The organism is Sutterella sp. KLE1602, assembly GCF_001578585.1.
Lineage (GTDB): Bacteria > Pseudomonadota > Gammaproteobacteria > Burkholderiales > Burkholderiaceae_F > Sutterella > Sutterella wadsworthensis_A.
The window spans coordinates 23,012-29,362 of record NZ_KQ968578.1; the positions used below are offsets into that span (position 1 = coordinate 23,012).

Genomic DNA, 6,351 nt, shown 5'->3' on the forward strand with positions numbered 1-6,351 from the left:
CCGGCAACCGTACAACCAGGAGTACATGATCATGACCCAAGCGCCCCTCATGGACCGAATCCACATTACTGAAGACTATGACGTGCCGCGCGTCATCAACGGCGGCTGGCAGCTTTCCGCGGGCCACGCGCTCGAGCGTCCGCTCGATCTCGCCGACGCGTCCCGCGCCTTCAACCGCCTCATCGACATGGGATTCGACACCTTCGACTGCGCCGACATCTACACGGGCGTCGAGGACTTCTTCGGCGGCATCATCCGCGAGCGCCGCAAGGCGGGGCTTCGCCTGCCGCAGATTCACACGAAGTTCGTGCCCGACCTCAACGACCTTGCGAACGTGACGCCGGCTTATGTTGAGAACATCATCACGCGAAGCCTCAGGCGCCTCGGCGTCGAGCGGCTCGACGCAGTCCAGTTCCACTGGTGGGACTATTCGGTGCCGGGCATGGTCGACGTGGCGGGCGAGCTCGTGCGCCTTCAGGAGAAGGGCCTCATCCGCCTCATCTCCACCACGAACTTCAACGCCGTCGAGCTTCGAAAGCTCATCGACGCAGGCATCCCCGTCGCCACCAACCAGTGCCAGTACTCGGTCCTCGACCGCCGCCCCGCCATGCGGCTCGAGCGCCTCTGCCGCGAGACGGGCGTAAAACTGCTCTGCTACGGCACTATCGCCGGCGGGTTCATGTCCGAGAAGTGGCTTGGCGCGCCGAAGCCCGATCACTTCGAGAACCGCTCCCTGGTCAAGTACGCGCTCGTCATCGAGGATTCGCTCCGCTGGGAGGGCTTTCAGGCGCTTCTCGCCCTCATGAAGGAGATCGGCGATCCGCTCGGACTTTCGATTGCGAACGTCTCGACGCTCTGGACGCTCTCGAGGCCCGAAGTCGCCGCAGCGATCATCGGCACGAGAAGCTCAAGGCACGTCGACGGGAACGCCGCGCTCATCGGCCGCACCCTGCCGCCCGAGGCCGTCGCCCGCATCGACGCCTTCCTCGCGGGCTTTCCGACTGTCGACGGCGACTGCTTCGACCTTGAGCGCCTCGACGGCTCGAAGCACCGCGCCATCATGCGCATGAATCTCGTCAACAGCGTCGACGGGAAGTGATTGCTGAAGGCAATTCCATTTGAGAGGGCGCCCCGACCGGCCATTCGGGGCGTCCCCTACCTCTGAATCTGAACTGTAAGTTTGACCCGAAGGCTTGACCTTCCGCGCCCTGACTGAGCTTTGCCTTGAAAGCCCTTTCTCAAAAGGATTGGGCGGCACCTATAATGCATCTACGGCAGAGCCGGACCCTCGAAAGCACTACTGCTTTCGCATGACCTCCGCATCCCGAGAAGACCATTTTGAAGACGGGACGGAGTCCGCCCCTCGCATGCCGAATCAAGGAGACAACACATGGCCATGAAGACCTACGACTTCGCCTACGGGCGCGGTCGCAAAACCTTTACCGTTGAAGAGGACCGCGTTCTGAAGGTGGTCCGCACCGAAGAGTTCCCGCCGATGGAAGACATCAGGGGCGGCGTGCTCGAGGCGATCCGCCACCCGATCGGCTGCCCGTCGATCGAGGAGATCATCAAGCCCGGCGACACCGTCGCCTTCATCTGCAACGACCCGACCCGCGTCGCCAACAGCTTCGACTTCATGCCGGTGCTCGTCGACGAGATGAACCGTCTCGGCGTGAAGGACGAGGACATGAAGATCGTCTTCGCGCTCGGCACCCACCGCGCCATGACGCACGAGGAGATGGTCGAGGGCGTGGGCGAGAACGTCGCCTCCCGCCTCAAGATGTACAACAGCATCTGCACGAATGACGACGACTTCGAATACTTCGGCACGACCTCCCGCGGCACGCCCGTGCACATCCACAAGGAGCTCTGCAACGTCGACCACGTGATCCTCACGGGCACGATCGTGCACCACTACTTCTCCGGCTACGGCGGCGGCCGAAAGGCCATCCTTCCCGGCTGCGCCGCGATGGAGACCGTTCGCGTCAACCACAGCTTCATGCTCGACGAAAACGCCGCGCTCGGCCGCACGACGGGCAACCCCTGCTACGAGGACCAGATGGAGGGCGTCGCGCTCTTCGCCAAGGGCCGCTCGCTCTTCCTCTTCAACGCCATCCTGAACGCCAAGCACCAGTTCCTGCGCATGTTCGCGGGCGACTACATCGCCGCGCACAAGGAAGCCTGCAAGTTCGTCGACGAGGTCTACGGCTGCGTCATTCCGAAGCTCGCCGACATGGTGATCGTCTCCTGCGGCGGCTATCCCAAGGACATCAACGTCTACCAGATGCAGAAGACCATGGAGAACGCCTCCTGCGCCGTCAGGAAGGACGGCGTCGTGATCCTGCTCGCCGACTGCGAGGAAGGCTCGGGCTCCAAGGTGCTCGAGGAGACTTTCCGCCGCCTCAAGACTCCGGCCGCCATCAAGGCCGAGCTTGAAGCCAACTTCAAGATCGGCGCCAACAAGGCCTACGCCATCACGCGCCCGATCGAAAAGGCCCGCTACATCCTCGTGACGAGCCTCGACCGCCAGCTCGCGAAGGACATGCTCTTCACGGGCGCAGTCGACACCGTCGAGGAGGCCCTCGAGATCGCCAAGCAGTACGTGGGCGAGACGCCCGACATGATCCTGATGCCCGAAGGCTCCCTCACGGTGCCCCGCGTCGAATAAGGATCCTCCTGCGGCGGGCGTCTACGGACACCCCCGCACCCGACCGACTGCCGCCTGCCTGCGCCTCACCGGCCAGGCAGGCTTTTTGTCCAGAATCACATCCCGAGGCCAGCATGCCCGACAACATCCGCTTCGACATCGACCGCGACGTGCGCATCGGTCTGCCCGAAGCCGTCTTCTGCGAGGGCAAGAGCCACGACGCGCTCCTCTCGCTCCTCAAGCGCTTTGCGTCCGACGACGAGAAGCCCATTCTCTTCACGCGCCTCTCGGAATCCGTCTGGGCGCGCGTGCCCGAAGACCTTCGCGCCGCCTACGACTACGATCCCCTCTCCCGCACCGCCTGGCACCGCACCTGCCCGCGCCATGAAACGGGCCTTGCGAGCATCGTCTCCGCGGGCACGGCCGACGCGTTCGTGACGCACGAGGTCGCCCGCACGCTCGAGTACCTCGGCTGGACCGTCCACCTCTTCGAGGACTGCGGAGTTGCGGGCCTCTGGCGCATTCAGGCCGCAAGGGACGACATCAACAAGGGCGACGTGGTCGTCGTCTGCGCGGGACTCGACGCCGCGCTCGCAAGCGTCATGGGCGGCCTCACCTCGAAGCCCGTCTTCGCGGTCCCCACGTCCGTGGGCTACGGCATCGCCGAAGGCGGCCGCGCTGCGCTCTCGAGCTGCCTCGCGTCCTGTGCGCCCGGCGTTGCCGTCATGAACATCGACAACGGCTACGGCGCCGCCTGCGCCGCCGGCCGCGTCCTCACCCTGCTTGAATCCGTGCGCGCTACGCGCTGACCAAGGAGCACGACCATGTCCGACCTCTTCAACCACCCGATCCTCACCGTCCGCATCCATGCGGGCTTCAACGCCAACGTCTTCCTCGCCGGCCTCCTCGCCCTGACGGGCCAGACCGCGGGAACGGCCCAGGCCTACATGGCGCGCCGCTTCCCCGAAGTCGACGCCGCCATCGAATTCGGCCCGCGCGCCGTCAACGGCATCCTCGGCCACACGCTCTCGATCAGGACGCCGCACGAGCACGTCCACAGAACGCCCGCCGACATCCTCCGCCACTATGAGGCAAGCACGCTCTCCGACGAGGCGAAGGCCAAGGCCGCCGCCATCTGGTCCGTGGTCGCGAACGCCGAGGCCCGCGTGCACGGCACGACGCCCGATCACGTCCACTTCCACGAGGTGGGCCGCATGGCGAACATCATCGCAGTCGGGCTCATCGCCGACTTCATGACCACGATCGATCCCGCCATGATCGTCGCGAGTCCCCTCCCGATGACCGACGGCACCGTCAACTGCGCCCACGGCGTCGTGCCCTATCCCGCACCCGCCCTCTACGCGATGCTCGACGGCGTTGCCGTGCGCCCCTGGTCGGGCGAAGGCGAACCCGTGACGCCCACGGGGCTGGCTGTCCTGCTGGGGCTCGGCGCGCGCTTTGGCGGCTGGCCCGAGATGGTCGTCACCGACCACGTCACCGTCTTCACCCCGAAGGTCTTCGAGGGCGTCGCCAACGGCACGCTCATGGCCTTCGGCCAGCCCGTTCCCGCAGTCGAGTGAACGCCATGACGCCTGCCTTCGACGATCCTCGTCTTGAGCGGCTCGCCTCGAAGCTCTCCGAAGCTTCGAGCAATGGTGCGGTCACGCTCGCCTATTCGGGCGGACTCGACAGCCGCTTCCTCGCGTTCTTCGCAAAGCTAGCGGGTTTTCGCGTGAGGCTCCTGCACGTCACAGGCCCGCACGTTGCGCCCGCCGAGACGGCCGAAGCCGTCGCCGAAGCAAGAGCCATGGGACTCGAGGCCGAGCTCGTGCCACTCGATCCTGCGGACATGCCCGACCTCGCCGCCGCGGGACGCCTGCGCTGCTACGTCTGCAAGCGCCACATCTTCACGGAGCTTCTCAGGATTGCCGGCGACGCCCAGCTCTGCGACGGCACAAACCACTCCGACCTCGCCGTCTACCGTCCCGGCCGCAAGGCTCTGGAGGAGCTTAGCATCCGCTCCCCGCTTGCAGAGGCCGACATCAGCAAGGACGAGATACGTTCGCTCGGCGCCGCACTCGGCTTTCGCAATCCGGGTCAGATGGCAAGGCCCTGCCTGCTCACCCGCTTTCCCTACGGCATGAAGCCCGCGGCCCGCGACCTGATACTCGCAGCCGACGCCGAAGCCGCCGTCGAAGCCCTCATGAAGGAGGACGATCGGCTTCCGGGCCTGAGGTTCCGCTGCCGCTTCCCGGACGGCATCAGCCCCGTGATTCATCTCGAGCGAACTTCAGTCTCGCATGCAGAGGCACCGGAACTCCTTGCCGAAGGTCTCAGGAAGAAGCTCGGCGAGCGTGCGTCAGGGCTTCGCGTCGAGCTTGTGGACGAGCTCTCGGGGTGGTTCGACCGGCCCGTTCGGAACTGAGGAAGACAGAGCACGACAAAGAACAAAAGGCAGCGATCCCGAGGGAGCGCTGCCTTTTGCATTTGATTGAAGCCGCTTGGATTCGGCCCCTGAAAAAGGATCGCCCCGAATTCCTTGCGGAATCCAAGGCGATTTGTTCAGTCAAACTGATGTTCTATGCGAACGGGCAGTTATTAGAACTTGTGGACCATACCGAACATGACTTCGGACGTCTTGGTCTTGTCTTCTTCAGTCTTCCACTCGACCTTCTTTTCAGAGTAGCCGGCGGCCGTGTAGACGAACGTGCGCTTGGAGAGCGGGTATTCATAGCCGACGCCGACCATGAAGTTGTTGCCTTCGCCATTGCCGTCCTGAGCGGTTTCGAAGAGGGTTTCGTAGTCGTTCCAGCCGGCCGTAACCTTCAGCGTACCGCCAACGACAGGAGCCGTGGCACCGACGACGAGGCCGTAGCCCTTCGTGGCGTAGTTCTTCTTGTCAGAAGTGATGTTCACGGAAGCGGCACCATCGTAGTCCTTGCCGCCGTCCCAGTACTGGGCAGCGAACATCGGCTTGATCATACCGAAGTCATAGTTGACGAAGCCGGAAACGGTCAGCATGTCGTCGTCGTTCTGAGGATTGTTGCCGTTGACGGCGGCGCGACCGTAGTCGGCCTGGCTCACGACGAGACCGGTATTGAAGGCACCGACGCCATAGGTGACGCCAAGGCCGTAGTAGCGTTCGGCGTCGGAGGAGCCTTCTTCGCCGTCAGTTTTGCTCGTGTTGTCCTTCTTCAGGGAAGCCTGAGCGAGGACCGTGAAGCCGGCCATGTTCGGGGACTTAAAGGTGAGCGTGTTGTCCATACGGGAACCCGTGCCGAGCAGAACGTCACTGGAGCAACCAACCTTGTCCCAGCCCGTGCCAATGGCGGTGGCGCCGGAGCCCATCAGGTTGTAGCGACCCGTGCCGGCGTCGAGAGCGCCCGTACGGCCGGCGGAGATTTCACCGAACGGCGTCTGGACGAACAGGAGGGATTCACGATGGAAGAGGCGGGAGCCCTTGTCGAGAGCGCCGTCGTCAGCCTTGAAGCTGTTTTCAAGGTTGAAGCCAACCTTGTAGCCGTTGCCGAGATCTTCCGTGCCCTTCAGGCCGAAGCGGGAACCGGAGTTCTGACCGGAGGCCATGGAGAAGCTGTCCGTCTTGGTGACGCCGTCGTCCGTCTGCGTCCAGTTGAGACCGAGGTCAACGACACCGTAGAGCTGAACGTCAGCAGCGAGAGCAGAGCCGGCAAAGGCACCGAGAA

6 protein-coding genes are annotated in these 6,351 nt (G+C 64.1%); 5 read left to right on the forward strand and 1 reads right to left on the reverse strand.

Going from position 1 to position 6,351, the window contains the following annotated elements; all coding sequences use genetic code 11:
* Nucleotides 1-31: 31 nt before the first annotated feature.
* The 5 genes from HMPREF3036_RS10650 to HMPREF3036_RS10670 all read left to right on the forward strand — a co-directional run bounded on the left by HMPREF3036_RS10650 (nucleotide 32) and on the right by HMPREF3036_RS10670 (nucleotide 5,072).
* Entirely contained in the window at nucleotides 32-1,099 is a 1,068-nt protein-coding gene (locus HMPREF3036_RS10650) for an aldo/keto reductase (protein WP_005436295.1), read from the forward strand.
* Nucleotides 1,100-1,390: 291 nt separating this feature from the next.
* Nucleotides 1,391-2,668, forward strand: a complete 1,278-nt coding sequence (larA, locus tag HMPREF3036_RS10655; RefSeq protein WP_197457983.1) for a nickel-dependent lactate racemase family protein — start codon at nucleotides 1,391-1,393, stop codon at nucleotides 2,666-2,668.
* Nucleotides 2,669-2,781: 113 nt separating this feature from the next.
* The gene (larB, locus tag HMPREF3036_RS10660; RefSeq protein WP_062334343.1) at nucleotides 2,782-3,456 is read left to right on the forward strand and encodes a nickel pincer cofactor biosynthesis protein LarB; all 675 of its coding nucleotides are present in this window, start codon (nucleotides 2,782-2,784) and stop codon (nucleotides 3,454-3,456) included.
* Nucleotides 3,457-3,471: 15 nt separating this feature from the next.
* Complete coding sequence (larC, locus tag HMPREF3036_RS10665) at nucleotides 3,472-4,227, forward strand: nickel pincer cofactor biosynthesis protein LarC (RefSeq protein ID WP_062334346.1); 756 nt, start codon at nucleotides 3,472-3,474, stop codon at nucleotides 4,225-4,227.
* Nucleotides 4,228-4,232: 5 nt separating this feature from the next.
* Entirely contained in the window at nucleotides 4,233-5,072 is an 840-nt protein-coding gene (locus HMPREF3036_RS10670) for an adenine nucleotide alpha-hydrolase family protein (RefSeq protein WP_062334365.1), read from the forward strand.
* Between the two features lie 173 nt (nucleotides 5,073-5,245).
* Here HMPREF3036_RS10670 and HMPREF3036_RS10675 read toward each other — a convergent pair.
* Nucleotides 5,246-6,351: porin (locus HMPREF3036_RS10675; protein WP_062334349.1), on the reverse strand; the 1,106-nt coding region annotated here is incomplete at its 5' end.

Coding starts and splice junctions, on each gene's coding strand:
- larA (WP_197457983.1), top strand. CDS start 1,391: ATGGCCATGAAGACCTACGACTTCGCCTACGGGCGCGGTCGCAAAACC.
- larC (WP_062334346.1), top strand. CDS start 3,472: ATGTCCGACCTCTTCAACCACCCGATCCTCACCGTCCGCATCCATGCG.
- HMPREF3036_RS10670 (WP_062334365.1), top strand. CDS start 4,233: ATGACGCCTGCCTTCGACGATCCTCGTCTTGAGCGGCTCGCCTCGAAG.
- larB (WP_062334343.1), top strand. CDS start 2,782: ATGCCCGACAACATCCGCTTCGACATCGACCGCGACGTGCGCATCGGT.
- HMPREF3036_RS10650 (WP_005436295.1), top strand. CDS start 32: ATGACCCAAGCGCCCCTCATGGACCGAATCCACATTACTGAAGACTAT.